The sequence below is a fragment of the Enterobacter sp. 186315 genome, from assembly GCF_053290175.1.
Genome location: NZ_JBPTTK010000004.1, coordinates 67250 through 92307, shown reverse-complemented (window position 1 = coordinate 92307; position 25058 = coordinate 67250). Strand labels below are relative to the sequence as shown.

The window sequence follows — 25058 nt, the reverse complement described above, 5'->3', positions numbered from 1 at the left end:
ACGTCAGGCCGCCACTTCGGTGCGGCCGCGTCCGGCATTTTTCGCCTTATAGAGCGCCACGTCCGCCGCCTTCAGCCATTCACGATAGTGCCCAAACTGCGGCCCCCACGGCGCAACGCCAACGCTAATGCGTAACCGCTCTTTTGGCGCGCCGGGCAGCGACATTTTTTCCAGCCGCTCGTGCACCCTCGACATCGCCGCTTTGGCGCTCTCCGCCGTCGTGCCCGACATGATCACCGCAAATTCATCCCCGCCAAAGCGCCCAATTCGGTCGCCCGAGCGTAGGGTCATCTGGATCTGACGCGTAATGGCAATAATCGCCTCGTCCCCCACGTCGTGTCCCCAGGTGTCATTGATGGTCTTAAAGTGGTCGATATCGATAATCAAAATCGTCGCGACGCGATGGTGTCGGCGACACGCGTCGAACTCGTTACGCAGCAGCGTTTCCCAGTGGCGGCGGTTAAAGACGCCGGTCATGCCGTCGCGGGTGCTCATTAGCTCCAGCCGCCGCTTATGCTCCGCAAGGCGCATCGCCGTGCGGTGGCTCAGCCAGGCGAACAGCATCGGGTAAAGCACCAGAACGGGGAGCGTCAGCCACCACGCTATCGGCTCAGGCGCAAACGCCAGCGCGCTGCCCGTCAGCGGTAGGGTCGCCAGCGCAGCGGCGGCGGTCAGCGCGAGCCCGGCGAAGAACAGCCGACAGCCCCCCGCCCCCATCATGTTCATGCCGACCATCATCACCAGCGCCGCCGTGGGGAGCGCGCTCAGCCCCATCAGGCCAATCCACACGCCAGCGATAATGGCATCGATCTTTAAGTTCCTGATTTCACTCTGAAGAGGTTCAGGCGTACGGCAGGCGAGCTGCCAGGCAAGATGCGGCCAGACGAACGCCCAGCCGACCAGCAGGAGCCACCAGCCCCCGGTGTGGAAGTGGCTGACCAGCACGCCCGCAATCGGGAAAAAGAGCGCCGCCAGCCCGACCATTCGCGCCAGCCTTAGCCGCCGGGCAAACTGGATCCCGGTGCGGTGGGTATCATCCTGAGAAAGGCTCTGGTGCCACTCTTCCCGAATGTTTTCATTTTGGTAAAAATCTTCATCATTCATCATTTTTGGGAATATTCTGTAACAATTTCCCAAATTATAGAGAGGGGACCTGCGGGGGAAGTATGAAATTTTGGGTGAGCCGCGAGGGGCGCTCACCCGTTAGAACTACGCCTGTTTTTTCAGGCAGCCGCTCATGAATTTTTTACCATCGTCACCCTTAAGCGACTGTTCGGTGGCCTGAACGTTACATTCGCGCATTCTTTGCTGCTGCGGCGTCAGGCTTTTTTCATCCGGTTTGGATGCGCCGTTTTTCAGGCAGTCGCTCATGTAGGTTTTACGCTCGTCGCCTTTCAGCGTTTTAGCCGTTGCCTGCTGGTTGCAGGTGGTCATGCGCTGCTGCTGAGGGGTTGGGGTTTTGTCTGCCGCGTTCGCAGAGGACATCAGGAACGCGCCGGAGAGCAGGGTAAGCAGTATTGTTGTTTTCATTGCACCATCCTTTTGTGAACATTCACATTAAGTCTGGTTCGCGGTGGGAAAAAAACCACCCGGCAGAGGCGATTTCTGCCGGGCGTCGGGATTATTTCAGACCCAGCGCTGCTTTCATGGTGTAGAACAGGTCCGTCTGATCGGTCAGGCCGACCACGTTCGCCGCGTGCGGGCCGTAGGCGGCAATACGCAGCTGCGTACCGGTGTGCTCCATAGACTCCTCCTCAGAGTTGCCATAGCTCATGACCATCACCGCGCCGTCTTTGGTGTTCAGCGCCTGGGTCAGCCCCGGCGCTTTGGTATCCGGCGGGATAATCTGGCTTGAGTGGGCGTGGTCGGCGGTCACCACCACCAGGGTGTTGCCGTCCTTCTTCGCGAATTCAAGCGCCTTTTGCACCGCTTCATCGAGATCGACCGTTTCGCCAATTTGCCCGCACGGGTTCGCCGCGTGATCCTGCTTATCGATTGACGCGCCTTCCACCTGCAAGAAGAAGCCTTTCTCGCTTTTGCTCAGCAGGGAGATAGCCTTGTCGGTCATGGCGGCCAGCGTTGGTACGCTTTCGTCGCGCTTCGGATTTGGCGTACAGGTCACCGCGGGTTTGTCGATATTGCCGTGATAAGAGGCTTTCGGCCCTACCCAGCGCACCGGCATGTTGCCGTCCGAGAACAGCCCCAGCAGCGGTTTATCCTGATTCGCGTCGGTGATGGCCGCCAGCGACGCCGCGTCGCTCACCAGCTGGTAGCCGCGCGCCTGCGCCTGCTCGCGCAGAGTTTTGCCCTGCCACTCCCCGGCGGTGGCGGTTTCTGCGAAGGTTTTCGCACCGCCGCCCAGGGTAACGTCCGGACGGGCGTTCAGCAGCTGTTCGGTAATCGATCCTTTACCGCCCTTCTCAAGCGCGTTGGTCAGGCATTTTTCGCTGGTGACGGACGGGCCGTAGCATTTACGCGAGGTCACATGGGCGACCAGCGCCGCGGGCGTCGCGTCCTGAAGTTCAGCCGTGGATACGTTACCGGTGGCCAGCCCCGCCGCTTTTGCCATCTCCAGAATGGTCTGATGGTCGTTTTCGTGGATATCCACGCCCAGCGCCCCGTTATAGGTTTTCACCCCGGTTGACCACGCGGTTGCCGATGCCGCAGAGTCGGTCACGTAGTCCGGTTTGCCGGTTTTTTTATTCAGAGCGTAATGGGTATATTGTCCGGTCAGCGGTAACGCATCGATACCTTTAAAATAACCGCCCGCGCCTTCGGCGTAATTACGCGCGGCGGTAATTTCGGAATCCCCCATGCCGTCGCCAATCAGTAAAATAATATTTTTTGCGGGTTTATCATTTAGCGACGCGCGAATGGCAGCAGTTTGATCTTCCGACAGTCGGCGTGCGCCGCCGGGCTGCGTGATATCGCCCTTAGCGGCGCGATTATCCAGAACCTGCGTATTGACGGTGTCGGCATGAATAACAGGGGTAAAAATAAGGGGCATTAATGCAATAACGAGTGCGCTCTGTTTCAATTTATTTTCTCCATGTACAAATACATAAAAAATAAAACAGAGCGACTATAGGCAACCTGCGTGACAGTTCGATTACACGCTGTCAGAACCGCTAACAGTTTAGGTGCGAGGATGCCTTAACAGCTTTTTTACGTACTGGTTGAGCATCTCCGCATCCTGGGCAGGCACCTGAGAGTTGGGTTTGGCGCTATCCAGCGCCCCTTCGATACTATCAATTAACGCCTGCTGGTCGGTTTGCGCCATCTGTCTCAGCAGTGCCGTGACCACAATCTCCAGCGCCTCAACCTGAGCGACCAGCTCTTTAGACTCTTCTTCCTTTTGGGCAAGCTTAACCAGCAACTCCGCAATAAGATTTTTCATCGTGCTATTTCCTTTTGCCATTTTTCATGACGTTATCACTCCGAATCAATAATGCAAAGCAGCGTTAAGTATTATCTCATGTAAATATTGGCTTTACGTTCAAATATGTGACGTTGATTATCAGCGAAACGTTTTTCTATTAATGAAATCCATCAACGAAGATCGAATAGCGGAGAATGTGGCCTCGCATTTAGTTATATATATATGCGAGAGCCATAAGAATATATAATGCATCCCTGACCGGCTAGCGTGCAGATTTCGCGTCCGCTATTTGCTGGCGACGGCGTAATGCAAATGCCAGCTGAATGATATTGATCAGAATAACCACCGCCGTGGCGGCAAATACCCAGCGGAAGCCTGCCATTGCCGATACGGACGCACCAATCAGCGGCCCGGCGACGTTCCCGAGATACATAAACGACTGGTTGTAGCCAAAGATGCGTCCGGTCACCTGGTCGCTGGAGTATTTCACCAGCAGGGTTTGCACCGCAGGCAGCATCGCTCCGTCGGCAAAGCCGAGCAGGAAGCGCAGCACGCCAAGCTGGAGCGGCGAGGTGACAAACGACATGGCGAAGAAGAGCACCACGGCGATAATCAGGGTGCCCATCAGGATGCGCGCGGTACCGATTCGGTCGCCCAGTTTGCCCAGACGCGGCGCGGAGATCAGCGCCGACACGCCCGGCACGGCGGCGATCATCCCGCTGAGAAAAGCGATATTGTTACTGTCCGGCTCCATAGATTTGATAAACAGCGCCAGAATCGGGCCGACGGAGCCGTTGCAGAGCTGGATCACCATGGTGGTGACAAACAGGCTAATCATCAGCCCCGGATAGGGCAGCGTGGCGAAGACCGCTTTCCCGCTGAGGCGCTCCGCTTTACTGACCTTAGGACGCCCGCCTTCTTTAATCAGGAACAGCGTGACCAGGAAACTGATCACCAGCAGTGCGGCGGTAATAAAGAATACCGCCCGCAGGCCAACGTGGTCGGCCAGGAAGCCGCCCATCAGCGGGCCGCCGATCACGCCGCTGATTTGCGCGGTAGAAAGCGTACTTAGCGCCCAGCCGCTGCGCTCGCGCGGCACCTGCGAGGCCACCAGCGCCATCGCGTTGGGGATGTAGCCGGAGGTGAGCCCCATCAGCGCGCGGAGCAAAAACAGCTGCCAGACGTTGGTGGCAAAGGCCTGAAGAAGGATCGCCACCGCCATGCCCAGCGAGGCGCGCAGCAGCATCAGCTTGCGCCCTTTTCTGTCCGCCAGGCTGCCCCACATGGGCGATACGATTGCGGAAACCAGGAAGGTGACGCTGAAGGTCAGGCCCGACCACATCGAGAGCGCTTCGTGGGACGTCACGCCAAGCTGCGCCACGTACAGCGGCAGGAAGGGTAAAATCTGGCTAATGGCGAGTCCGGTAAAAAAACAGCCAAACCAGACCGATATAAGGTTAACTTTCCAGGATTCCATAGCGGGCGCAATCTTCATTTTTAGGCGAATTCGTCCACAGATTAGCAAGTTACGTGTCATCACGTAGCGCCAGAGGTGCGGGCCTCAATGACTTTGGTGTTTTATCTTCCCAGTCATCATATTTGTGAAACAAGTCACATATTATCCAATTCATAGCCGCAGATTATGCTTTAGCGACACAGCCCGTATCCGCGCATTCCCAGATGAAAATGGTTGGCGTGCGCCGCGTTATATTCCGGCCCCAGACCGTTGCCGTAATAGTCGCAGCTGGCCGCCAGCAATGCCTGAAGCCACGGCTGCGTTTTAGCGGACTGCCAGCCGCGAAGGACGGTGATACGCTGTCCGTCGGCCAGCCGGAATCCGCTGATGTCCAGCGCCTCTGCGGTGGCGTGTTCGCTGCGCCGCGCGTTCTGGCGATGGTAGATGTTGCGACAGGCAAAGCTGCCAACGTGGTCAATGCGGGCCAGCTCGCTGCCCATCATCGACCGGGTGAGCGGCCGCGCCTGCTGGCTGACAAACAGCGCCGAGCTCAGCGCCAGCGGACAGCTGGCTAAAAAGCTGCCGCTCAGGGCAACCGGGCCGAAGTCGCGCACGCGCACCACGTTGCTAAGCGGGCACTCGCCGGTAGTGTCGGCTACGGCCTGGGAGCGGATAAGCTTTCGTTGGTTGGCCTGCGACAACAGGCTCGCGCAATCCTCAGGGGACAGACGCCGAAGTTTGAACTGGGTGATTTTGCCGGGCGGATCGTCGAGCGACAGCGGCGTGAGGGGGTTGTAATGGGACGGCAGCCAGCGGTATCCCACCGTTGCGGCAGCGCCAATAATGCACATAATCAGCAGGTTTTTTCCTTTCACACTCCCCCCTCGTCACCCTCTAAAACATTATGGCAGAAGGCCGCGAAACCCGCCGGGCATCGTGGTATGTTATAGGCTTTTCGTCAGACTGGAAGAGAGTGAAATGGCTAAGCAGCGCGTGGGTATTGTCTTTGGGGGAAAATCAGCGGAGCACGAGGTGTCGTTGCAATCGGCAAAAAATATTGTCGATGCGATCGATAAAACCCGCTTCGAGGTGGTTCTGCTGGGCATTGATAAACAGGGGCAATGGCATGTCAACGACGCCAGCCAGTATCTGCTGAATGCCAACGATCCGTCCCGCATCGCGCTTAACCCTTCTGACGTCAGCGTGGCTACCGTTCCCGGCGTGATTGAAGGACAGTTTATCGACGCGGGCAACGCGCAGTCGCTGGCGCAAATCGACGTGGTGTTCCCGATTGTTCACGGTACGCTGGGCGAAGATGGCTCCCTTCAGGGGATGCTGCGCATGGCGAACCTGCCGTTTGTCGGCTCTGACGTGCTGGGCTCTGCCGCCTGCATGGACAAAGACGTCACCAAGCGTCTGCTGCGCGACGCCGGTCTGCATATCGCGCCGTTTGTTACCCTCACCCGCGCCAACCGTGATAAGCACAGCTTCGCCAGCATCAGCGCACAGCTGGGTCTGCCGCTGTTCGTGAAGCCTGCCAATCAGGGGTCTTCTGTGGGCGTGAGCAAGGTGAGCAGCGAAGCACAGTACGCCGAGGCCGTTCGTCTGGCGTTCGAATTCGATCATAAAGTGGTGGTTGAGCAGGGCATTAAAGGCCGTGAAATTGAGTGTGCGGTGCTGGGCAACGATTTCCCACAGGCCAGCACCTGCGGCGAAGTGGTGCTGAACAGCGATTTCTACTCTTACGACACCAAATACATCGACGACAAAGGCGCACAGGTGGTGGTGCCTGCGGATATCGATCCGGCGATTAACGATAAGATCCGCGCGATCGCCATTGAAGCCTATCAGGCGCTTGGCTGCTGCGGCATGGCGCGCGTGGACGTGTTCCTGACGCCAGAAAACGACGTGGTGATTAACGAAATCAACACGCTGCCGGGCTTTACCAACATCAGCATGTATCCAAAACTGTGGCAGGCCAGCGGGCTTGGCTATACCGATTTAATCACCCGCCTGATTGAACTGGCGCTGGAGCGTCACGCCGCCGACAGCGCCCTTAAAAGCTCGATGAAGGGTTAATCGACTTTCTCGACCGTTGTGTGGTCATCTGCCGTCGCCTCTTCAGGCCGACGGCGGATGATGAATCCCGCCAGCCAGAAGCTTATCACCCACGTCACCAGCCCCACCGCGTAGGTTTGCCAGCCTTTCGCTTCAAATCCCAGCAGCCCCACAATCCCGTTAAAAATAAAGATAAGCCCGATAGCAAAGGCGTAGTAGTGCCAGTCACGGCGTAGTTTAGAAGTGAGCTTCATGGAGACCCCGGCAGAAAAAAAGCTATCCTCTCACAGTTTTTCGGCCAGGTCTGTGGCGGATGCGGAAATTCTCAAATGTGTCGCAATTTCACTTAAGTAACAAAACTGTGATGCGATGCAGAAATCGACAATCCAGGAGAATTCCCTGGGCCAAATTACCACGATTCTGATATTGACAAATGCTATGACCTGTCACACTTCACCTGTACGACGCGTTTCTGAACAGAGTGAATTTCGGGAGGTCTTTATGGCTGATTTTACATTGTCGAGGCCGATTTTTGGCGGCAACCAACCAAAAACCTCCACGGCGGGTAACATTGCCTATGCCCTGTTTGTGCTCTTCTGCTTCTGGGCGGGTACACAGCTTTTAAACATGCTGGTCCATGCGCCGGGAGTCTACGAACACCTGATGCAGGTTCAGGACACGGGCCGCCCGCGCGTTGAGATAGGTTTAGGGGTCAGCACCATCTTCGGCGTTATCCCCTTCCTCGCAGGCTGCGTGGTGTTAGGCGTTGCCGCGCTGGTTCTGCGCCTGCGCCGCCGTCACCGTTAAAGCGCCATACACTTAGCCCGACGATCGTCCACGCGCTTCGCAAACCACGCCGTGGTGAGATTACGCGTAATCTTCGGGCTTTCAAGCTGGATCCCCGGCAGTATCGCCTTCGGTAAGGTTTTCCCGCTCTTCTGCTCCGCCATCTTAAAGACCTGCTGATAGAGATCCGTTTTCTCAAACGCCAGGCTGTCGCCCTTCTCCAGCTGACGGCGGATTTCGCTGTTGCTCATCCCCAGCTTTGTCGCCAGCTTGCGCACCGCCAGCTCCGTCGTTCCCGCACTGCTGCTGCCGTAGGCGATCAGATCGCCGTCCAGCGCCAGCTTGACGCCGCTCGCCCGGCTGACCGCACTCTGGAACGCCGCGTTACGGCTGGCGTACCAGCCCGCGTTGAAGTCCGCAAAGCGGTAGAGCGGTTCGTTGTAGTTCGCCGGATAGTTCAGCAGATGATAGGTCCCGAACCACAGCCCGCCGCGCAGGGAGAAGACCTCCTGGCGCACCGTGCCGTCGATGTCCCACGGATAGCCGTCGGTGTGTTTTTCCGCAAACGCGATGCTGACCTGCATCGGCCCGCCGGTATGCACCGGGTTAAGCGAGCCGAACAGCTTCTGGCCCATCGGCACCATATTGATGAAGTCATCAAAAATGGCGCTCAGCTGTTTCTCGGTTTTCACCGTATCCAGCCGTTCGCTGTAGCTTTTGCCGTTCGGCGAGGGGATTTTCAGCGCCGTGTGGACGAGGAACACCGGGATATGCATCGATTCCGCCCGGCGGTCGATCTCTTTCCACGCGATCTTATTCAGGCCTGGCACCGCAGGGTCGGACTGGTACATGGACTCCTGCTGCGCCACCGCCAGCACCGAGCAGATATTCTCCTCGGTGGGGGCGATTTTCTGGCTTTCAAAGGTCTTTGCTAATGCCGTTGCCCACGCGTTTTTGTCCTTCACGCTGGCGGGCATTTTCTGGCGCACCACGCTCGCCACGTCGACAGGCTTTTCGCCCTCTTTCAGCGGCGCGGCCCCTTTTTCGGCGCAGCCCGCCAGCACGAAGGCGGCTAGCAGCGAGATGGATAACGCGCGCGGTACGGCAAAAGACATAGCAACTCCCTGTATTAACTGAATGTGTTGGTCACTTCCTGCAAATCTTTATCGTCCAGCTCGCGTTCGAAACTGCGTAAACGCTTATAGATGGACATCAGCTCAACAAGCGTAGTCCATGAACTGATCAGATACTGGAACGAACCGCGAACCTGACCAAAGACGTTGGTGATCTGCGTCATCAGGCCGAGCGTAATCGTACCCGCAACAATCGACGGGAACAGCAGGAACAAGCCGAAAACGTTATCCACCTGCAAATAGAGAATGCGCGCAATGTTGAAGTACATGTAGTGGAAATAGAGGCGGAAATAGTTGCGGCGCACGGCGCCAAACAGCTCGCGCACGGTTGGCGGGGAGGCGCGCTCGGGATCGTCTTCGCCGTACACCAGCTCTTTACGGTAGGCCGCTTCCACGCGCTGGTTTTTAAACTCCAGACCCGGCAGCTTGATACCCACCACCGCCAGCAGCCCGGTCCCCATCAGCGACCAGACGATGGCGGCAATCACCAGACCGTACGGCAGGTGGCCGACGATCGGCAGATCCGGCACGTGCGCGGAGAGCGTGACCAGCACCGGCAGGAAGGCGATCAGGGTCATGATGGCGTTGATAAAGCTCACGCCCATATCCTCCAGGGTCGAGGCAAAGCGCATGGTGTCTTCCTGCACACGCTGGGCGGCACCTTCAATATGGCGCAGGTGCTGCCAGTGCGCCATATAGTGTTCGTTCATCGCGGTACGCCAGCGGAAGACGTAGTGGCTGACGAAGAAGTTGTTCATCACGCCGATGATCACCGCAATCAGGGCGATGCCGAGGAAAATCCCCACCTCGTGATAGAACTGGTGAATCGTCACCTTGTGCGGCGAACTCAACGCGGTCTGGATCAGATCGTAGAACGGCGCATACCAGGCGTTAACCGCCACGCCCACTTCCACCAGAAACCAGGTGACGAAGATAATCAGCGCCGTGCCGAGAATCGACCAGTACTGCCAGCGGTGCGGCGCATAGTTAAACCAGAAAAGGGCAAACAGCCCCACGCAGGCCGCATAGTAGGCGTAAAACAGCAGATAGCTACGGGACCAGAAGCGCGCGGCGCTAATGGGCACATCGCCCGTCGCACCGGCGATACGCGCGAACCACGCGCCGCCGCCCGCCTGCCAGAAAACAACGGCTACCAGCGCCCAAATAAATGCCGACAGGAAAAATGGCCCCGGCTTTGGGAAAAAAGACTTAAACATAATGCTTCCTTCTTGTAGTTATGGCTGTTGCTGTGTTCAACAATCACCACGCGAAATCAGACACGCGCCGGCTGGAGGGCGCGTGGCAAAAAGGTCAGACCCGAGGGTTTATTATTAGTTCGCTTCCGGTTTTACGGGAAGTGTTTCGGCGCGTTTCACCGAAGGTGCCTATCATAAGCCCGATGTCACAAAATGGGAGACCGGTTGCAACGAAATCGTTCTTATTTACCCGCGGTTACGTTTTTCTCGCTATGGTTATGCAATTCGGGCCATTGCACCGCTCCGATTAGTAGTATAAATACCCATTACTTTCTTCATTTACTTTATGGATGCTTTTCGTTGAAACGTGGTCTGTTATCTTTCGTCGCGCTGTGCGCCCTGAGCCTGTCTACCGCCCGGGCGGCCCAACCGCTGACGGCGCCTGCTTTAGCCTCTGATATCGCCGATCGCTACGCCAACCTGATCTACTACGGCAGCGGCGCAACCGGCATGGCGCTGGTGGTGATTGACGGCAACCAGCGCGTGTTTCGCAGCTTCGGTGAAACGCGCCCGGGCAGCAACGTTCACCCGCAGCTGGATTCGGTTATCCGCATCGCCTCCCTGACCAAGCTGATGACCAGCGAAATGCTGGTGAAACTGCTCGATCAGGGCGTGGTGAAACTCAACGATCCGCTCAGCAAATACGCTCCGCCGGGGGCGCATGTCCCGACATATCAGGGCACACCAATCACTCTGGTGAATCTGGCGACCCACACCAGCGCCCTGCCCCGTGAACAGCCCGGCGGCGCGGCGCATCGCCCGGTCTTCGTCTGGCCAACCCGCGAACAGCGCTGGAACTACCTGAGCAACACCACACTGAAAACGGCACCGGGCTCGCAGGCGGCCTATTCGAACCTCGCGTTCGATCTGCTGGCCGACGCGTTATCCAATGCGGCCGGTAAGCCCTATCCGCAGATGTTTGAAGAGCAAATTACCCGTCCGCTGGGCATGAAGGACACCACCTTTACCCCGTCGCCGGATCAGTGCAAGCGCCTGATGGTGGCGGAAAAAGGGGCCAGCCCGTGCAACAACACCCTGGCGGCGATCGGCAGCGGCGGCGTCTACTCCACGCCGGACGATATGATGCGCTGGATGCAGCAGTTCCTCGCGTCCGATTTCTACGCCCGCAACAGCCAGGCCGACCGGATGCAGACGTTGATTTATCAGCGCGCGCAGCTGCGTAAGGTGATTGGCATGGACGTGCCGGGGAAAGCCGATGCGCTCGGTCTGGGCTGGGTCTATATGGCGCCGAAAAACGGCCGTCCGGGCATTATTCAGAAAACCGGCGGAGGTGGCGGGTTCATCACCTATATGGCGATGATCCCGCAGTCAAACGTGGGGGCATTTGTCGTGGTGACGCGCTCCGCGAACACGCGCTTCGTCAATATGAGCGACGGCGTTAACAACCTGGTGGCCGAACTGAGCGCCAATAAAGCCGAGGTGCTGACGGCCTCGGTCCAGCCTTAATATTCCGCGGGCAAACGGTTGATGCTGACCAGTTTGCCCCGGCTCATATTGATGTAGTTTCCCTGCCTTAACGCCGCCAGCACTTCAGCGACCACGGATCGTGAGATACGCGTGCGTCGCTGAATGTAGTTCATCACCCCAACCCGCGCGCGCAGCGTTTCGTCCCAGCCCGCCATATCAAGCAGCGTCGAACGGATCTGGCTGTAGGAGTTATTCCCCACCAGCTGCCTGTCGCGCACCTCCATCATTCGGTGGTTCCAGGAGAGCCAACAGAAGGCGTCGCGCCACAGGTGGCCCTGCTGGATATAGCTGCGGGTGGCGTCAGCCGGAAGATAGAAGCCGGTGCAGGGGGTCTGCGTGATTAGCGTGTATTGCAAACCGCTGCCCGCCATGCCCGCATTTAATCCCAGGATAAAGGGCGCGGTGACGATTTCGACAAGCAGGTCGTCCTGCTGGCGGTTGATGGAGAGCGTGCCGCTCTGGAGGAAAAGCGTGTAGTGATCTTCATCGTAGCAATCACCAAACAGGGTCTGATGGCCGTTAAGATGAAAGGACGTACCGTAAGGCGCCAGATATTTTTCCAGCCGGCTGAATTCGGAAATTGGTTTTGCGTACTGGTTCATTCCAACCTCAAGTCATCTTTCCTGATGGCTCTTTAGCGCGGTTTATTATTATTCGATAGGAAAAGGGGGAGGCAAGCCTCCCCAAAAAAGCGCTGATTACCAGGTGTACTTCACGCCCACGTTTGCACCCCAGTTCTGCTCGACGTCGCCGCCGCCCAGATAGGTTGCATCGGTGTATGCACTGAAGTTTTTGGTAAAGCTGAACTGTGTACCCAGGCCTACGCGAACCGCAGAACCTTCGACGCCGTTATCAATACGATCGCCGTTCACGTTCGCACTGTTGTCCGCATCGTCATACACGTATGCCAGCTTGAAGTAAGGGGTCAACGCCTGATCGCCGCCGTAGTTGAAGGTATAACCCGCATCCACACCCAGCTCGTAGCGCAGGCTGTCGTAGGACTGATCGCCCACTTTCAGGCCGTTGCTCAGCTGATAGTTGTCGCCGCCCTGGAACAGACCGGACACCGCTGCGTATGGTGTTACGTAGCCGTTCTGGTTCAGCTTCCAGTCGTAGCCCAGCTTCATGCCAAAGCCCCAGGCGTCGGTCGTGGTGTTGCCATCGACGTATTTGCCGTTGCTCATGGTGGCAGAGAGATCGTTATTGAAGCGTGAGTAGCTCAGGGAGCCGTCAATAAAGATATCGTTCGCAAACTTCGCAGAGGAGTAAACCATTGCGGTCTGGCTGTCCTGATCGACCTGACCAGAACGATCGCTCAGATCGCCTTTCGCGAAGCCCGCCGCTCCACCGATCAGCCATTTGGCGTTGTTACCGTCGATCTGGGTATCCAGACCCACCATAATGCCGCTGGCATTCTGGTCATAGTTGATAACGCCGTTGTCGCCGTCGAGGTTGCCGCCGAAGTAGCTCACCCACGCGCCGCCGTTATCCGCCAGGCCATGACGGCTGTTGGTCACGCGTGCGCCCAGGGTATCCTGCTGCATATTCCAGATGTTGGCATTGGCAGACGGGATGCTCAGCGCCATGTTGGCGTAGTCGGTCAGCTCCTGCTGACGCAGAACCACGGTGTCGCCCTGCTGCTGCGCTTTATAGGTGTAAGCACCCAGATCCGCTTTGTTTGCCGCAGTAAAGGTCGCTTTGGTGCTCGCGTCGTTGTCGTAAACGCGGATCACTTCGTTGTTTTTGTAATCTGCAACGGAGCCTTCACCGGTCGCGTTATCAACACGCACCTTGTAGTTGCCTGATACGTCGCCGTTCACCGCCAGGTGGCCGTCGGCATTCAGCGCGATCACGCCCTGATCGTAGCCCTTCACATGACGATCGTTAGTCACATAACGGGCGTTATTCAGATCCGCGTTCAGCACGTAGTCACGGCTGCCCACGTTCAGAACGCCGTTATCGGTCAGCACCATTTTATGGGTGTCAACCTGACCCAGGCCCAGCGCCAGCTCCGCACCGTTATCCACGGTGATGGTGTTGGCATACAGCTCTGCGGTTTCCTGCGTCAGGGTTGCACGGCTGCCGCTGTCCAGATACAGGCTGTGTGAAGCCACTTCACCGCTGTCGCCGATATTCAGGGTAGAGGAACCGTTCAAGGTGATGCTGTCAGCCAGCAGGCTGGAGTCTTCAACGTTAACCTGAGAGCCGCTGTTCACGGTCAGCTTATCGATGTTGGACGCCTTGCGGGTATCCCACTCGGAACCGTTGTTCAGGGTGACGTTGAACAGGCCGCTCTGATACACCTCGTTGCCCGCAACGTGACCGTTGCTGTCAAAGGTAGAGTCAGGCCAGATGCTGTTTGGTAACAGCTCTTTGTGGTCAACGCCGGTATAGCCCTCACCGTACATCTGGCCCGTACCGATCGCTTCAACGCTTGACTGCGCCGCACCGACCCACTTGCTGCCGTTGTTCAGCGTCACGTCCAGCTTGTCGGTATCGTCCCAGCCGTTGGTGGTTGGGTTGTACACGCCGTCATCCGTTTTATCGGTTGCCGGGTCGCCGTTAGCGAAGAAGTTATTATCGAAGGTGCTGGAGAACAGGATGTCGCCGGTGATGGTCGAGTGATCGAACACCGCCGTGGTTTGCATCGCGTTATCAGCCGCACTCGCCGCTACGATCAGCGCCGCGTCATCAGCCGCCGTCGCGTTTGATTCAGCATAGTCACTCGGCTTAGCAGACTGACCGTAGAAGCCGCTGGCACCCAGATCGCGGGACGCGCCTGACGTCAGTACGGAATCCTTCACGACCAGCGTGTTGCGGAAGACATGACTGTTGTTAGCCACGCCTTCGGTGCTGTCGTACGGGGTATTATCCAGCTGATGATAGCCCTGCGTCAGGGTAATACCCGCTACGCGTGAGTTGTTCTGGATAACAATGTCGGATTCCACATTAAGCGTGATGGCGTTACCCAGCGCATGGGTATCCAGCGTACGCGCTTCCGTTTTGTCACCCTCGGTCACGTTATAAGCGTAATGCTCATACAGATCGTTAATGGTGGAGTTATCCACGATCAGGCCAAAACGATCGTACTGGGTGTGCGCAGTGCCATCGGCATCCAGACCGTCAACGCATGTAGAGGTCATGCACTGAGAGGTGATCATACCGTTGATTTTACTGTTGGTAATTTTCAGCGCATTCGCGCGACCGCCCGCACCATCGTCCAGATAGTAGGTCGAAATCACACCGTTTACGGTGGATTTGTTGATCACCGGATAGATATCAGCGTCGTGCGCTGAACCGGAATAATTCCAGTCTGCATAGCCATAATACACCGGCGCAGAGGTGGAATTATCATAACCAAAAGTATTATACGTCGTGCCGGAGATATCTTTAGCATTTGCCTGAGAAGCGATAGCCAATGTGCAGGCTAATGCAATTTGCGATACGACCAGTTTCTTTTTCCATGTTTGCATTGAGTCATCCCTCCTCAGGGACGTAAGCAAGATTGTCCATCAAATAATTCATGCAACAAGTTTCTATTGCGGAAAAGATTATGCAGTCTCATGGGAAAAAGGTTCAATGAATGTTTCAAGTAAGTCCGAATACGGACAATATTTCAAAAAAGAAAGTTAAGAATATAAAAATGAACATAAAAACAACACGTTAAGAAAAATAACCGGTCAATGTAAATTTGAAAAAACACTTAAATGATCACCCAAACGTATAAATACAACCACATCCAGAAACCGAGCAAATATAAAAATAATGAATCACATACATATTCCACCCACAATACGCGATGAAGTTTAAAAAATTAATTACAGCGAGGTCTTAAATCATATCCACAATAAATCATATTCTGATATTAAGGGGGTTCAGACCCTTTCCTTTAAAAGGAATTTCTTTTATACAGATCAATTTTTCTGATATTGCTTCCACCGATAGGCGCGCGCCGCTAAACGACCACTTTAGTAAAACGGACGGGCAACATTTGAGGTACACTACGGCTCTTTGTTCCTCAACGTCAGGCATACCATGACCGATTTAATTGCTCGTCCCCGTCGCCTGCGCAAGTCCCCTGCACTGCGCGCTATGTTTGAAGAGACAACACTGACCTTAAACGATCTGGTGTTGCCGATTTTTGTTGAAGAAGAGATCGATGACTACAAAGCCATCGATGCGATGCCGGGCGTTATGCGTATCCCGGAAAAGCATCTGGCGCGTGAAATCGAACGCATCGCCAACGCGGGCATTCGCTCCATCATGACCTTCGGGATCTCTCACCACACCGATGCCACCGGCAGCGACGCGTGGAAAGAGGACGGCCTGGTCGCGCGCATGTCGCGTATCGCCAAGCAGACCGTGCCGGAGATGATCGTCATGTCCGATACCTGCTTCTGCGAATACACCTCCCACGGCCACTGTGGCGTGTTGTGCGATCACGGCGTGGATAACGACGCAACGCTGCTGAACCTCGGCAAACAGGCGGTTGTTGCGGCGGCGGCAGGTGCCGACTTTATCGCCCCATCGGCGGCAATGGATGGCCAGGTGCAGGCGATCCGCCAGGCGCTGGACGCGGCCGGTTTCACCGACACGGCGATCATGTCCTACTCCACCAAATTCGCCTCCTCCTTCTACGGCCCGTTCCGTGAAGCGGCGGGCACGGCGCTGAAAGGCGATCGTAAAACCTACCAGATGAATCCGCTGAACCGCCGGGAAGCGATCCGCGAATCCCTATTGGATGAAGCCCAGGGCGCTGACTGCCTGATGGTGAAACCTGCGGGCGCGTATCTGGACATCCTGCGTGATATTCGCGAGCGCACCGAGCTGCCGCTGGGCGCTTATCAGGTGAGCGGTGAATACGCGATGATCAAGTTCGCCGCCCAGGCGGGTGCGATTGATGAAGAGAAGGTGATTCTGGAAAGCCTCGGCGCGATCAAACGCGCGGGCGCGGATCTGATCTTCAGCTACTTCGCGCTGGATCTGGCCGAGAAGAAAGTTCTGCGCTGATCCGCTGTGGTGCCGGGTGGCGGCTTCGCTTACTCGGCACCAGGGTTTTGTAGGCCGGGTAAGCGCAGCGCCACCCGGCAACATCACCCCACACGATAAAACGGTTTATCCCCCAGAATCGTTGCGCGCTGCATGATCCGGCGCTGCGGAAGATAGTCCGCATTCGCATAGTGCTGCGTTACGCGGTTATCCCAAATCGCGAGATCGTTCTCCTGCCAGCGCCAGCGCACCTGGAACTCCGGTTTAGTGATATGCGCAAACAGGAACCCGAGCAGCGCCTCGCTCTCTTTCTCGCTCACGTCCACAATCCGCGTGGTGAACCCTTCGTTCACAAACAGCGCCTGCTTGCCCGTGACCGGATGGGTACGCACCACCGGATGCAGCAGCGGCGGGTGTTTCGCCACCGCCTCCAGCCAGCGCCGATGCTCCTCTTCGCTTTTGCGGTACTTATATTCCTGGAATGATTTTTTAAAATCATGCTCCGCCCGCAGGCCGCTCAGCAGCGTTTTAAAGGGTGCGGACAGCGCCTCGAACGCCGCAATGCCGCTCGCCCACAGGGTATCGCCCCCGGTCTCCGGCAGGTGTTTTGCCGCCAGAATGGCGCCCGCAGGCGGGGTATCAATAAAGGTCACGTCCGTATGCCAGTTGTCGTTATCCGGCGGGTTATCGTTGTGGGTGTCCAGCACGATAATCTCTTCAACCCCTTCCGCGTGCGGATAGACCGGGTGAATGTGCAAATCCCCAAAGCGCAGCGCCAGCGCGCGCTGCTGCTGCGGGGTAATCGCCTGCTCGCGCAAAAAGACCACCTGATGGCGCAGCACCGCGTGATAGAGCTGCTCGAACTGGTTATCGCTCAGCGGGCGCGAGACATCCAGGCCCGAAATCTGCGCGCCAATGTACGGCCCCAGCGGGGTAATGGTCAGACGTTCACTCATTGTATCTCTCCATGCCAGGGCGTCAGGCGGCGCTGTAGCGCGCGCAGCCCCAGTTCTAAACCAAAGGCAATCACGGCGATGACCGCGATCCCTGCCAGCACCACGTCAGTCGCCAGAAACTCCCCGGCCGACTGCACCATAAACCCCAGACCGCGCGTGGCGGCGATAAGCTCGGCGGCCACCAGCGTCGACCAGCCCACGCCAAGCCCGATGCGCAGCCCGGTTAAAATCTCCGGCAGCGCGCCCGGCAAAATCACAAACCACAGCACCTGGGTGCGGCTCGCCCCGAGCGACTGCGCCGCGCGAATACGCACCTGCTGGGCGCTTTTCACCCCCGCCAGCGCTGACATCGCCACCGGGGCAAATATCGCCAGATAGATGAGCAGGATCTTCGAGGTTTCCCCGATGCCGAACCAGATGACCATCAGCGGCAGATAGGCCAGCGGCGGCACCGGGCGATACAGCTCAATCAGCGGATCGAGAATGCCGCGCACCGTCGGGCTCAGCCCCATCGCGATCCCCACCGGAATGCCGATCAGTACGGCGGCCAGCAGCGCCACCAGAATTCGTCCCAGACTCGCCGCCAGGTGCTGCCACAGCGTGGCGTCCATAAACCCCTGCGGCCCGGCGATGGTAATAAGTTTTGCCAGCACCTGCCCCGGCGGCGGCAGAAACAGCGGGCTGACCCACTGCTGCGCCGCGACTGCCCACCACACCGCCAGCAGAACCAGCAGTGTGGCAATGCTCAGGGTCAGCTGCCGGGAGAAAGGCCAGCGCAGCGTCGGGCGCGTGCGGCGCGTTTTTTCACTGACGACGATGCTCATGAGAAGGCCTCCCGCTGTTCAAACACCCGGCTCAGGACGTATTCACGCTGTTCGATAAAGGCCGGATCGGACTTGATGCTGCGCACCGGTTCACCCGCGACATAGCGACGGGCGAAATCCAGCGGCAGTCGCTCCAGCACGCGGCCCGGCCCCGGCGAAAGCAGCACCAGTTCGGTGGCCATAAACACCGCCTCTTCGATATCGTGGGTAATCAACAGCACCTGCTTGCCGGTTTCATGCCAGAGGCGCAGCAGCAGGGTTTGCATCTGTTCGCGGGTAAAGGCATCCAGCGCGCCAAAGGGTTCATCCAGCAGCAACAGCTGGGGATTTGCCGCCAGCGCGCGGGCAATCCCGACGCGCTGGCGCTGGCCGCCCGAAAGCTGCCAGATAAAGCGTTTTTCCGCCCCTTCCAGCCCAACCTTTTTCAGCATCTGCCGCGCGGTGTCCAGACGCTGTTCGCGCCCGATACCTGCCAGCTGTAGCCCAAACGCCACGTTTTCCTGCACGTTGCGCCAGGGCAGCAGCCCTTCGTTCTGAAAGACCACCCCGCGATCTGCGCCGGGGCCGTCAACCTTTTTGCCTTCAAGCTGGATGGTGCCATGCTGATAGGGAACAAACCCGGCAATCAGGTTCAGCAGCGTGGTTTTGCCGCAGCCGGACGGCCCCAGCACCACCAGCAGCTCACCGCTGTCCAGCGTCAGGTTGATATCCTCCAGCGCGGGTTTTCCGCCATAGCTGGCGTGCAGGTTTGAGATAGTCAGCATGGCAGCCCCCTTATTTCACAAAGCGATCGGTTACGTACTGGCTGTAATCCGCCGCGACCGCAGGCACTTTGCCCTGCTCTTTCAGGAAGGTCGCGGTGTCGACAATCGCCTTATTCACCGGCCCGGTCAGCTGCTGTACCTGCTGGGCAGGGGTGAGATAGGTATTGCCCTTCACCAGCCCCGGCACGTCCGCTTCCGGCACGCCGCTCAGGCGCGACAGTTTTTCCAGGTTGGCAGGCTGTTTCAGCCACTCATCCGGGTTGCTGATATAGGGCTGCTGGGCGTCGATGGCGCTTTTGGCGAAGGCCTTAACGACCTCAGGATGTTTCTCGGCGAAGTCTTTACGCACCACCCACACGTCGAGGGTTGGCGCGCCCCACTGGCCCACTTTTTCCGAGTCGGTCAGCACGGTGCCGTCTTTTTCGAGTTCGTTAACCGCAGGCGCCCAGACGTAAGCGCCGTCAATATCGCCCCGCTGCCAGGCGGCGATAATCGCAGGCGGTTGCAGGTTGAGAATTTGCACCTGACCCGGCTTGATGCCCCAGTGTTTGAGCGCTGCCAGCAGGCTGTAGTGGGTGGTGGAGATAAACGGCACGGCGATGCGCTTGCCAATCAGATCTTCCGGCTTCGTGATGTTTTTCTTCACCACCAGCGCTTCGGAATTCCCGAGCTGCGAGGCCAGCAGGAAGACCTCAATCGGCACCTGCTGACTGGCGGCGACCGCCAGCGGGCTGGAGCCGAGATTGCCAATCTGTACGTCGCCGGACGCCAGCGCGCGGACAATCGCCGCCCCGCTGTCGAACTTACGCCAGTCGACCTTTGCCCCGCTCTCTTTGGCGAAGGTGTTATCCGCCTGCGCGACTTTCGCCGGTTCCGCAGAGGTTTGATACGCGACGGTCACGTCAACCGCCTGCGCCTGAAATGCCCACAGCGCCAGTGCGCCGAGTAACGTAATACGCGATGAAATTGCCATAGTGCCTGCCCCCTTGTTGTTATGGGGGCAGTATTTCCGGCGCGGGAATTTTGATAAAGGAATTAAAAAGCATCGCTAATATCAAATCGTTTTTAGATAAAAACCGGCAAAGCAATGCTAAAAAATGACGATTAGCGCCGCGCCTCCGAAAGCAGATTTTCCACCATCGCGCGTCGCGGATCGTTTTGCGCCAGCGCGCGCAGCAGCGCCTCGCACGCTTTAACCGCCTCATCGCGCCGCCCCTGCTCCAGGGCGTTGACGGCGTACAGCATCATCAGACGCGGATCGGCTTCCCCGGCCTGAATACGCGCGCGCAAGAGCTCGCCGCCACGCTGTTTATCTTCCGGGCGGGAGGATTGGGTCAGCCCCTTCACGTATCCGAGCAGCGCCTCCCGGTTCTCCGGATCCAGCCGATAGCCCTGCCGCCAGGCGTACAGCGCGGTTTCACCGTCGTCCGCCAGCGAGGCAAGACGCGCCAGCAGCATCCAGCGCTGCGCCGACTGCTCCCCCTGCGCCAGCCGGGTGCGCAGGCCGAGCGTCAGCTGCGACACCTCTTCGCCGCTTAACGGCGTGGCCTGCGGGTTTTTCAGCCTGAGCAGCAGGTCGGGCGTAGCGTTAACCGCGGTCTGCCAGGCGCGCACCTGGGTATAGCTCCCGGTGTGCAGATAGCAGAAAAGGCCCAACCCCGCCGCCAGCGCCACGCCCGGCACCAGCAGCCACGGGCTGAGCGGTTTTTCCGTCGAAGCGGGCTGCTCAACCGGGCGCATCGGGGCAACGCGACGGCGCGAGCGGCGATAGATTACCGCGCCTCCGGTAAGCAGCGCCAGCGCGGGCAGCAGCCACAGCAGCGAGGTCGCAGGGGTGAACGGCGGATCGTAGGTGACAAACTGCCCGTAGCGCGCCACCATATACTCGACGATCTCGTCGCGGCTTTTACCCTCCTGAAGCAGCGTCCAGACCTTCTGGCGCATGTCGGCGGCAATCATCGCGTCCGAATCGGCAATGCTGTTGTTCTGGCATTTCGGGCAGCGCAGCCCGGCGGTTAGCTCGCGCCAGGTTTGCTCCTGCTCGCTGCTGGCAAAGACCCGCACCTCTTCGCTCGCCATCGTCGACGTCGCGCAGAGCAGCAGGGCCAGCATCAGTGCTTTGATCATTGCGCCTCCCCGCCCGCCTGTAACCACAGCGTTTTCATCTTCTCTTCCCATATTTCCGGCGTCAGCGCCCCCGCGAGGCGGTAGCGCACGATGCCTTTGGCGTCGATCAAAAAGGTTTCCGGCGCGCCGTAGACCCCAAGCTCCATGCCCGCCATGCCGTCGCCGTCAAACAGGCTCACGGCGTAGGGGTTGCCCAGCTCTTTAAGCCAGGCCTGCGCCTTCTGGCGGTCGTCTTTGTAGTTGATGCCGTAAATCCATACCCCGTCCGCCGCCAGCTGGTTCAAAAAGCGGTGCTCGGCGCGGCAGGTCGGACACCAGGTCGCCCAGACGTTCACCAGCGCCGGGCCGCGCCATTTGCCGCTAAACGGGGTTGCTCCCCCGTCCAGTAGGGGAAGCGAAAGCGCGGGCAGCGGTTTGCCCACCAGCGCAGACTCCAGCAGCGTAGGGTCATCGCCCTGCGCGTTGCGCTCAAGCTGCACCAGCAGCGCAACCGCCAGCACGATAAACAGCGCCAGCGGCAGCAGATACAGCGTGCGCTTCATGTCGTTCTCCTTGTTCGCAGACGCGCGTCGGCAAGGCATAACAGCCCACCCAGCGCCATCAGCAGCCCACCCGCCCAGATCCAACGCACGTAGGGTTTGATGTAGATCCGCAGCGCCCAGGCGCCGTTATCCAGCGGTTCGCCCAGCGCCGCGTAGAGATCCCGCGTCACGCCGCCGTCGATAGCCGCTTCGGTCATTACCATTCGGTTGCCGTAATTGCGTTTCTCCGCGAGCAGCGTCGCGACGGGCTTACCGTCTTTCGTCACCGCGATCGCGCCCGTCGAGCCGGACCAGTTTGGCCCGACGCTCTGCTTCACGCCGGTAAAGGTAAAGCGGTAGTCCTGAAGGGTGATGCTCTCGCCCGGCTGCATCCGCACGTCGCGCTGCACGCTGTAGTTCTGGCTAAACGCAATCCCGACGACCGTCACGGCCACGCCCAGATGCGCCAGCGCCATGCCCCACAGGCGCGCGGATATCGCGATCCCCGCACGACGCCAGCGCAGCCATACCGCCAGCGTCAGGCCGGCAATCACCAGCGCCATCGCCACGCCCAGAGAAGCAATAAGAACAACGCGCCCCTGCGACAGCCACGGCAGCGCCAGCGCCGCCAGCAGCGTCACGACCGCGACCCACAGCAGAAGCAGCTTGAGCGCCTGCGGTTTATCCCGCCCCCAGCGCACCAGCGGCCCCAGCCCCATCAGCAGGGAAAAGGGCACCATCAGCCCGACAAACAGGGAGTTAAAGAACGGCTCCCCCACCGAAATTGAGCCCAGCCCAAGCTGTTTATGCACCAGCGGCAGCAGCGTGCCGAGCAGCACCACCAGCATGGCGGTCATCAGCAGCACGTTATTGCCGAGCAGCAGCGATTCCCGCGACCACAGGGCGTTGTTCACCCGCGAGCGCAGGCGATAGCCGCGCAGGGCGAACAGCAGCAGCGATCCGCCGACGATCAGGGCGATAAACGCCATGATCGTCATTCCGCGCGCCGGATCGGAGGCGAAGGCGTGAACGGACACCAGCACCCCGGAGCGCACCAGGAACGTCCCGAGCAGGCAGAGCGAAAAGGCGGCGATGGAGAGCAGCAGCGTCCAGGCCTTAAAGCCGTCGCGCTTATCGCTGACGATCAGCGAATGCAGCAGCGCGGTTCCCACCAGCCAGGGCATCAGCGAGGCGTTCTCGACCGGATCCCAGAACCACCAGCCTCCCCAGCCCAGCTCGTAATAGGCCCAGGCCGAGCCAAGCACGATGCCGAGCGTCAGGAAGATCCACGCCGCCAGCGCCCAGGGTCTGACGCTGCGGGCGCTGGCGCGATCGAACTCGCCGCCCAGCAGCGCGGCAATCGCAAAGGCAAACGAAACGGAAAAGCCGACATAGCCCATATAGAGCAGCGGCGGATGCAGAATAAGCCCCGGATCCTGCAACATCGGGTTCAGGTCGCGCCCCTCGAGCGGAAAATCGGGCAGCGTCCGGGCAAAGGGATTAGAGGTAAAAACGATGAACAGCAGCATCCCGAAGGTAATCAGCCCCATTACCGCCAGCACCCGCGCCAGGGTTTTCATCGGCACCTGACCGCTCCAGCAGGCGACGGCAAAGGTCCAGCCGCCCATCAGCACCACCCACAGCAGCAGCGAGCCTTCATGCGCCCCCCAGGCCGCCGCCAGCCGATACCACACGGGCAGCAACGTACTGGAGTTCGCCGCCACGTAGACCACGGTGAAGTCATTGTCCGCCAGGCAGATCATCAGCAGGACAAAGGCGCCGCCAATGCTTAAAAACAGCAGGCAGGCAAGCGGGCGCGCCAGCTTCATCATGCGCGCGTCGCCCCGCGCCGCGCCAGCTAAAGGGAACACCGTCAGTAAAAGGGCGATGGCGATAGCCGCGCACAGCAGCGCATTTCCCGCTTCCGGCATCATGGTCGGGCCGCCCGCTGATGGTTATCCTGCATCGCTTTCGAGACTTCCGGCGGCGTGTAGTTTTCGTCATGCTTCGCGAGCACCTCTTTCGCCAGCACCACGTTGCCCGGCAGAAGCTCGCCCTGTACCACGACGCCCTGCTCCTCCCGGAACAGATCCGGCAGAATGCCGCTGTAGCGCACGGTGATTGCCGAACTTGCGTCGTAAATCTGGAAGCGGATATCCAGCGAATCCCGCGCGCGCTCGACGCTGCCGGATTTCACCATGCCGCCGACCCGCAGGCGCTGGCCGATTTCCGGGCGCACGCCGGTTTCCCGCTTGCCGGTGTGGATCTCCTCCGGGGTGTAAAACAGATCGATATTGCTGCCGAGCGCGTACAGCACCAGCCCGGCGGTGAGGCTCAGGCCGCTGACGATAGCCACCGCGGCCCACAGGCGATTTCGTCGACGCGTGTTCATCCTTTCTCCTTCGCCAGCGTGGCGTTAAGCGAGCGCAGCAGCGCCCGGTGCTGTTGATGGCTGTGCAACGCCAGCGCCGCTAGCGGGATCAGCGTCAGGCCGACCGACAGCCAGACGTACAGGGCGTAGCCGCCCATCGCGAAAAAGGCGTTTAAAGAGGAAAATGCGCTGGTCATGGGCGGCCTCGCAGAGTGAAAAGTTCGGATACCCACGGACGACGGCGTTCGTGGGATAAAATTAAGGTGCGCAGGCGCATTAAGGTCAGGGTGGCGCAGGCCAGCAAAAAGCCCAGGATGGCGATACGCAGCGGGGCGCGCATTTCGGGCGCGACGCTTTGCTGCATCCGGGTCGAGCCCTGGTGCAGCGTGTTCCACCACTCCACCGAGTAGTGGATAATCGGCAGGTTGACCACGCCAATCAGCACCAGAATGCCCATCGCCTGCCCGGCCTGTTTACGGTCGTCAATCGCCGACCACAGGGCCATCGCCCCCATGTAGAGAAACAGCAGCACCAGCTCAGAGGTCAGGCGCGCGTCCCAGACCCACCAGGTCCCCCACATCGGTTTTCCCCACGCCGATCCGGTCGCCAGCGCGATAAAGGTGCAGACCGCGCCCACCGGGGCCATCGCGGCGATGGCCAGATTCGCCATTCTCATCTGCCAGACCAGGCCGAAAAAGGCCGCCCCCGCCATTGCGGCGTAGAGGCCCATTGAGCACATCGCCGCCGGGACATGCATGTAGATGATGCGATACCCGTCGCCCTGCTGATAATCAGCCGGAGCAAACGCCAGCCCCCAGACGAGGCCAGCGCCCAGCAGCGCCACGCTTGCCAGCCCACACGCGGGAATGCACAGGCTACAGAGCCGATAGAGCCTCGACGGCACGGCGAGTTGATGAAGTCGTTTCCACATAAAGATCCCTCTTATGACG

The 25058-nt window shown here is 58.9% G+C and carries 25 protein-coding genes; 4 read left to right on the top strand and 21 right to left on the bottom strand.

Features of this window, described 5'->3' with window-relative positions; genetic code table 11:
- Nucleotides 1–3 precede the first annotated feature (3 nt).
- The 6 genes from adrA to ACSVHP_RS06295 all read right to left on the bottom strand — a co-directional run bounded on the left by adrA (nt 4) and on the right by ACSVHP_RS06295 (nt 5710).
- Nucleotides 4–1107, bottom strand: coding sequence for a diguanylate cyclase AdrA (gene adrA / locus ACSVHP_RS06320; RefSeq protein ID WP_447551304.1), 1104 nt, complete (start codon nt 1105–1107; stop codon nt 4–6).
- Between the two features lie 102 nt (nt 1108–1209).
- Nucleotides 1210–1530: a phosphate starvation-inducible protein PsiF gene (psiF, locus tag ACSVHP_RS06315; RefSeq protein WP_447551302.1), complete on the bottom strand. Its 321-nt coding sequence runs from the start codon at nt 1528–1530 to the stop codon at nt 1210–1212.
- A gap of 91 nt (nt 1531–1621) precedes the next feature.
- The gene (gene phoA, locus ACSVHP_RS06310; RefSeq protein ID WP_447551300.1) at nt 1622–3037 is read right to left on the bottom strand and encodes an alkaline phosphatase; all 1416 of its coding nucleotides are present in this window, start codon (nt 3035–3037) and stop codon (nt 1622–1624) included.
- Between the two features lie 99 nt (nt 3038–3136).
- A complete protein-coding gene (iraP, locus tag ACSVHP_RS06305) occupies nt 3137–3397 on the bottom strand; it encodes an anti-adapter protein IraP (RefSeq protein ID WP_234675114.1) in 261 nt (86 codons plus the stop codon).
- A gap of 244 nt (nt 3398–3641) precedes the next feature.
- Nucleotides 3642–4856, bottom strand: coding sequence for a multidrug efflux MFS transporter (locus ACSVHP_RS06300; RefSeq protein WP_234675113.1), 1215 nt, complete (start codon nt 4854–4856; stop codon nt 3642–3644).
- A 170-nt stretch (nt 4857–5026) separates the two neighbouring features.
- Nucleotides 5027–5710 (bottom strand): extensin-like domain-containing protein, encoded by a 684-nt coding sequence (locus ACSVHP_RS06295; RefSeq protein ID WP_447551299.1) that lies wholly within the window; start codon nt 5708–5710, stop codon nt 5027–5029.
- A 103-nt stretch (nt 5711–5813) separates the two neighbouring features.
- On the opposite strand from ACSVHP_RS06295, the gene ddlA reads away from it, so the two are divergent.
- The gene (gene ddlA / locus ACSVHP_RS06290) at nt 5814–6914 is read left to right on the top strand and encodes a D-alanine--D-alanine ligase (RefSeq protein WP_234675111.1); all 1101 of its coding nucleotides are present in this window, start codon (nt 5814–5816) and stop codon (nt 6912–6914) included.
- On the opposite strand, the gene ACSVHP_RS06285 is transcribed toward ddlA, so the two are convergent.
- The gene (locus ACSVHP_RS06285) at nt 6911–7147 is read right to left on the bottom strand and encodes a DUF2754 domain-containing protein (RefSeq protein WP_447551298.1); all 237 of its coding nucleotides are present in this window, start codon (nt 7145–7147) and stop codon (nt 6911–6913) included. The two genes, ddlA and ACSVHP_RS06285, sit on opposite strands and share 4 nt — an antisense overlap.
- A 247-nt stretch (nt 7148–7394) precedes the next feature.
- On the opposite strand from ACSVHP_RS06285, the gene ACSVHP_RS06280 reads away from it, so the two are divergent.
- Nucleotides 7395–7700 carry a DUF2755 family protein gene (locus ACSVHP_RS06280; RefSeq protein WP_234675109.1) on the top strand — a complete coding sequence of 102 codons (306 nt, stop codon included), beginning with the start codon at nt 7395–7397 and terminating at the stop codon, nt 7698–7700.
- Here ACSVHP_RS06280 and ACSVHP_RS06275 read toward each other — a convergent pair.
- Both ACSVHP_RS06275 and sbmA read right to left on the bottom strand, forming a co-directional pair.
- On the bottom strand, nt 7697–8794 hold the full coding sequence (locus ACSVHP_RS06275; protein WP_447551296.1) for a DUF1615 domain-containing protein: 1098 nt from the start codon (nt 8792–8794) through the stop codon (nt 7697–7699). The two genes, ACSVHP_RS06280 and ACSVHP_RS06275, sit on opposite strands and share 4 nt — an antisense overlap.
- Before the next feature lie 14 nt (nt 8795–8808).
- Nucleotides 8809–10029 (bottom strand): peptide antibiotic transporter SbmA, encoded by a 1221-nt coding sequence (gene sbmA, locus ACSVHP_RS06270; protein WP_447551294.1) that lies wholly within the window; start codon nt 10027–10029, stop codon nt 8809–8811.
- 339 nt (nt 10030–10368) lie between these two features.
- Here sbmA and ampH point away from each other — a divergent pair, with 339 nt between their 5' ends.
- Complete coding sequence (gene ampH, locus ACSVHP_RS06265) at nt 10369–11535, top strand: D-alanyl-D-alanine-carboxypeptidase/endopeptidase AmpH (protein ID WP_447551292.1); 1167 nt, start codon at nt 10369–10371, stop codon at nt 11533–11535.
- Here the strand turns inward: ampH and ACSVHP_RS06260 are convergent.
- Both ACSVHP_RS06260 and ACSVHP_RS06255 read right to left on the bottom strand, forming a co-directional pair.
- On the bottom strand, nt 11532–12158 hold the full coding sequence (locus ACSVHP_RS06260) for a helix-turn-helix domain-containing protein (RefSeq protein ID WP_234675105.1): 627 nt from the start codon (nt 12156–12158) through the stop codon (nt 11532–11534). The genes ampH and ACSVHP_RS06260 overlap by 4 nt on opposite strands.
- Before the next feature lie 96 nt (nt 12159–12254).
- Entirely contained in the window at nt 12255–15029 is a 2775-nt protein-coding gene (locus tag ACSVHP_RS06255; RefSeq protein WP_417314246.1) for an autotransporter outer membrane beta-barrel domain-containing protein, read from the bottom strand.
- Nucleotides 15030–15591: 562 nt separating this feature from the next.
- Here ACSVHP_RS06255 and hemB point away from each other — a divergent pair.
- Nucleotides 15592–16566 carry a porphobilinogen synthase gene (gene hemB, locus ACSVHP_RS06250; RefSeq protein WP_447551291.1) on the top strand — a complete coding sequence of 325 codons (975 nt, stop codon included), beginning with the start codon at nt 15592–15594 and terminating at the stop codon, nt 16564–16566.
- A gap of 83 nt (nt 16567–16649) precedes the next feature.
- Here the strand turns inward: hemB and tauD are convergent, their stop codons facing one another.
- The 10 genes from tauD to ACSVHP_RS06200 form a co-directional block, all read right to left on the bottom strand.
- Nucleotides 16650–17501, bottom strand: a complete 852-nt coding sequence (gene tauD, locus ACSVHP_RS06245; protein ID WP_447551290.1) for a taurine dioxygenase — start codon at nt 17499–17501, stop codon at nt 16650–16652.
- The gene (gene tauC, locus ACSVHP_RS06240) at nt 17498–18325 is read right to left on the bottom strand and encodes a taurine ABC transporter permease TauC (RefSeq protein WP_234675099.1); all 828 of its coding nucleotides are present in this window, start codon (nt 18323–18325) and stop codon (nt 17498–17500) included. Before tauC ends, tauD begins: the two co-directional genes overlap by 4 nt.
- Nucleotides 18322–19089, bottom strand: a complete 768-nt coding sequence (gene tauB / locus ACSVHP_RS06235) for a taurine ABC transporter ATP-binding subunit (RefSeq protein WP_417314240.1) — start codon at nt 19087–19089, stop codon at nt 18322–18324. Before tauB ends, tauC begins: the two co-directional genes overlap by 4 nt.
- 10 nt (nt 19090–19099) lie before the next feature.
- Nucleotides 19100–20062 (bottom strand): taurine ABC transporter substrate-binding protein, encoded by a 963-nt coding sequence (gene tauA / locus ACSVHP_RS06230; RefSeq protein ID WP_234675097.1) that lies wholly within the window; start codon nt 20060–20062, stop codon nt 19100–19102.
- A 131-nt stretch (nt 20063–20193) separates the two neighbouring features.
- Nucleotides 20194–21216, bottom strand: a complete 1023-nt coding sequence (locus tag ACSVHP_RS06225; protein WP_447551289.1) for a cytochrome c-type biogenesis protein CcmH — start codon at nt 21214–21216, stop codon at nt 20194–20196.
- Nucleotides 21213–21758: a DsbE family thiol:disulfide interchange protein gene (locus ACSVHP_RS06220; protein WP_447551288.1), complete on the bottom strand. Its 546-nt coding sequence runs from the start codon at nt 21756–21758 to the stop codon at nt 21213–21215. The genes ACSVHP_RS06225 and ACSVHP_RS06220 overlap by 4 nt, the downstream gene beginning before the upstream one ends.
- The gene (locus tag ACSVHP_RS06215) at nt 21755–23671 is read right to left on the bottom strand and encodes a heme lyase CcmF/NrfE family subunit (protein WP_447551287.1); all 1917 of its coding nucleotides are present in this window, start codon (nt 23669–23671) and stop codon (nt 21755–21757) included. Before ACSVHP_RS06215 ends, ACSVHP_RS06220 begins: the two co-directional genes overlap by 4 nt.
- A complete protein-coding gene (gene ccmE / locus ACSVHP_RS06210) occupies nt 23668–24129 on the bottom strand; it encodes a cytochrome c maturation protein CcmE (protein WP_234675782.1) in 462 nt (153 codons plus the stop codon). Before ccmE ends, ACSVHP_RS06215 begins: the two co-directional genes overlap by 4 nt.
- The gene (gene ccmD, locus ACSVHP_RS06205) at nt 24126–24305 is read right to left on the bottom strand and encodes a heme exporter protein CcmD (protein WP_447551286.1); all 180 of its coding nucleotides are present in this window, start codon (nt 24303–24305) and stop codon (nt 24126–24128) included. The genes ccmE and ccmD overlap by 4 nt, the downstream gene beginning before the upstream one ends.
- Entirely contained in the window at nt 24302–25039 is a 738-nt protein-coding gene (locus tag ACSVHP_RS06200) for a heme ABC transporter permease (protein WP_447551285.1), read from the bottom strand. Before ACSVHP_RS06200 ends, ccmD begins: the two co-directional genes overlap by 4 nt.
- Between the last annotated feature and the right edge of the window lie 19 nt (nt 25040–25058).

Excerpts from the sequence above, each read along its gene's own strand:
- adrA (WP_447551304.1), bottom strand. The coding sequence starts at position 1,107 with ATGATGAATGATGAAGATTTTTACCAAAATGAAAACATTCGGGAAGAG.
- psiF (WP_447551302.1), bottom strand. The coding sequence starts at position 1,530 with ATGAAAACAACAATACTGCTTACCCTGCTCTCCGGCGCGTTCCTGATG.
- iraP (WP_234675114.1), bottom strand. The coding sequence starts at position 3,397 with ATGAAAAATCTTATTGCGGAGTTGCTGGTTAAGCTTGCCCAAAAGGAA.
- ACSVHP_RS06300 (WP_234675113.1), bottom strand. The coding sequence starts at position 4,856 with ATGGAATCCTGGAAAGTTAACCTTATATCGGTCTGGTTTGGCTGTTTT.
- ddlA (WP_234675111.1), top strand. The coding sequence starts at position 5,814 with ATGGCTAAGCAGCGCGTGGGTATTGTCTTTGGGGGAAAATCAGCGGAG.
- ACSVHP_RS06285 (WP_447551298.1), bottom strand. The coding sequence starts at position 7,147 with ATGAAGCTCACTTCTAAACTACGCCGTGACTGGCACTACTACGCCTTT.
- ACSVHP_RS06280 (WP_234675109.1), top strand. The coding sequence starts at position 7,395 with ATGGCTGATTTTACATTGTCGAGGCCGATTTTTGGCGGCAACCAACCA.
- ACSVHP_RS06275 (WP_447551296.1), bottom strand. The coding sequence starts at position 8,794 with ATGTCTTTTGCCGTACCGCGCGCGTTATCCATCTCGCTGCTAGCCGCC.
- sbmA (WP_447551294.1), bottom strand. The coding sequence starts at position 10,029 with ATGTTTAAGTCTTTTTTCCCAAAGCCGGGGCCATTTTTCCTGTCGGCA.
- ACSVHP_RS06260 (WP_234675105.1), bottom strand. The coding sequence starts at position 12,158 with ATGAACCAGTACGCAAAACCAATTTCCGAATTCAGCCGGCTGGAAAAA.
- ACSVHP_RS06255 (WP_417314246.1), bottom strand. The coding sequence starts at position 15,029 with ATGCAAACATGGAAAAAGAAACTGGTCGTATCGCAAATTGCATTAGCC.
- hemB (WP_447551291.1), top strand. The coding sequence starts at position 15,592 with ATGACCGATTTAATTGCTCGTCCCCGTCGCCTGCGCAAGTCCCCTGCA.
- tauD (WP_447551290.1), bottom strand. The coding sequence starts at position 17,501 with ATGAGTGAACGTCTGACCATTACCCCGCTGGGGCCGTACATTGGCGCG.
- tauC (WP_234675099.1), bottom strand. The coding sequence starts at position 18,325 with ATGAGCATCGTCGTCAGTGAAAAAACGCGCCGCACGCGCCCGACGCTG.
- tauB (WP_417314240.1), bottom strand. The coding sequence starts at position 19,089 with ATGCTGACTATCTCAAACCTGCACGCCAGCTATGGCGGAAAACCCGCG.
- tauA (WP_234675097.1), bottom strand. The coding sequence starts at position 20,062 with ATGGCAATTTCATCGCGTATTACGTTACTCGGCGCACTGGCGCTGTGG.
- ACSVHP_RS06225 (WP_447551289.1), bottom strand. The coding sequence starts at position 21,216 with ATGATCAAAGCACTGATGCTGGCCCTGCTGCTCTGCGCGACGTCGACG.
- ACSVHP_RS06220 (WP_447551288.1), bottom strand. The coding sequence starts at position 21,758 with ATGAAGCGCACGCTGTATCTGCTGCCGCTGGCGCTGTTTATCGTGCTG.
- ACSVHP_RS06215 (WP_447551287.1), bottom strand. The coding sequence starts at position 23,671 with ATGATGCCGGAAGCGGGAAATGCGCTGCTGTGCGCGGCTATCGCCATC.
- ccmE (WP_234675782.1), bottom strand. The coding sequence starts at position 24,129 with ATGAACACGCGTCGACGAAATCGCCTGTGGGCCGCGGTGGCTATCGTC.
- ccmD (WP_447551286.1), bottom strand. The coding sequence starts at position 24,305 with ATGACCAGCGCATTTTCCTCTTTAAACGCCTTTTTCGCGATGGGCGGC.
- ACSVHP_RS06200 (WP_447551285.1), bottom strand. The coding sequence starts at position 25,039 with ATGTGGAAACGACTTCATCAACTCGCCGTGCCGTCGAGGCTCTATCGG.